This window comes from Desulforamulus profundi, assembly GCF_002607855.1.
The window spans coordinates 1-1,476 of record NZ_AWQQ01000045.1; the positions used below are offsets into that span (position 1 = coordinate 1).

Consider the following 1,476-nt stretch of genomic DNA (forward strand, 5'->3'; position numbering starts at 1 on the left):
AAATTGCCAAAGAGCCATTACCTGCGATTATAGGATAAGTGCGCCCAATTGCATGACAAATACTGGAAAATGGGAGGTAATATACTCAAAAAATATTAGTTTTCGTCTTAAAATCTAAAAAAAGTGGGTCACTACTGTTAATTAATGTAAATTTTATTTTTTGAAAGAAGTAAAATTAGGGTTTTAAAGGGGTTTTTTCAACACCCTCCTTGGTTGTAGCAAAAGATGCCCTTAACGTCTTTGACCGTGGCTACCTGGATTACAAAAAATTCGACAGTTATTGTAATAACGGCACCAGATTTGTTAGCCGTTTAAAAAGTAAACGCAATAGTTGAAACATTAGAGGAATTTCCAACAAACCCGGATAGCCTAATCAAAAAAGACCACAAGGTAATCCTAGGCAAAGACGGCACAACCAAAATGCAACATCCCTTGCGACTAATAGAAACAGAGGATACCGAAGGTAAGCCTGTAATTATCATTACCAACGACTTTGAGTTAAGTGCCGAAGAACTAAGCGACATATATCGCTACCGCTGGCAGATAGAATTATTCTTTAAGTGGATCAAACAACATTTCTGTGTAAAACATTTTTATGGTTTAAGCCAACAGGCTGTGGAAAACCAATTATTGATAGCACTGATTACCTACTGCTTGATGATGTTGCTTAAAATAAAAACAGGTTATGAAGGCCATTACTAAAAATTAAAATGTTGCTTCACACATGTCTTTACGTAGAATTCAGCGAGTTTGTACGAAAACTCCACCTCAAGTCAGGTCGCAGTTCAAGAGGACGACGGTGGATAGACCATAAAAAAATCTACAACTTTACAGTAGAACAGGTACTACAAGGTGAAGCAGACCACCTGGATGATTTAACTTACGACCCGATAATAGCCTAGGAATTACATCATTTGTAAAAATGTGGATTAAAGGACTACCTCTTAAGTGGTTGTTCCTTTAGCATAAAGTAAAATGGGTTAATTGGTGTATACACCCAAATAATTACAAAATTATACAATTATATCTTCCAATTATTACCTTTTAATTTATGCGAAAGTTTTATGCAACGCTAGTGGTCATTCATATGTCATATATAACATAATAACATTAACAGAGGGGGGTTCTAGCTTATACATCTACCTAAGTAAGAAGCTATGGACCAAGTTTTGCTTGCCTTGGACAAACCAGGTGCTTTATAATTGAATGCGGAAAGGGGATGAGAGACTTATGAAGCATATTAAAACATTAAATGTGTTAAGTTGGGTATGGGTTGACAAAATGGAATAGGCTGGGAAATAAATCAACCACCCGGGCTTGCCCCAGATGGTTGAGTATCCACAGTGCTCCCCTTATAATGATAGTTACCACACCAACATAATAAGGGGGAACTGCTGTGTATACTCATCCTACCGTATTACGCTGCAGAAGGCAAGCAATGATACTTGATGGCAGGAAAATTTATAGCCGTCGTGA

Annotated in this window: 1 pseudogene; it reads left to right on the forward strand. The window is 37.1% G+C overall.

Annotated elements, in window-relative coordinates:
• Nucleotides 1–206 precede the first annotated feature (206 nt).
• Nucleotides 207–902: pseudogene (locus P378_RS06955) on the forward strand (IS4 family transposase); the annotation flags it as partial.
• Nucleotides 903–1,476: the final 574 nt, after the last annotated feature.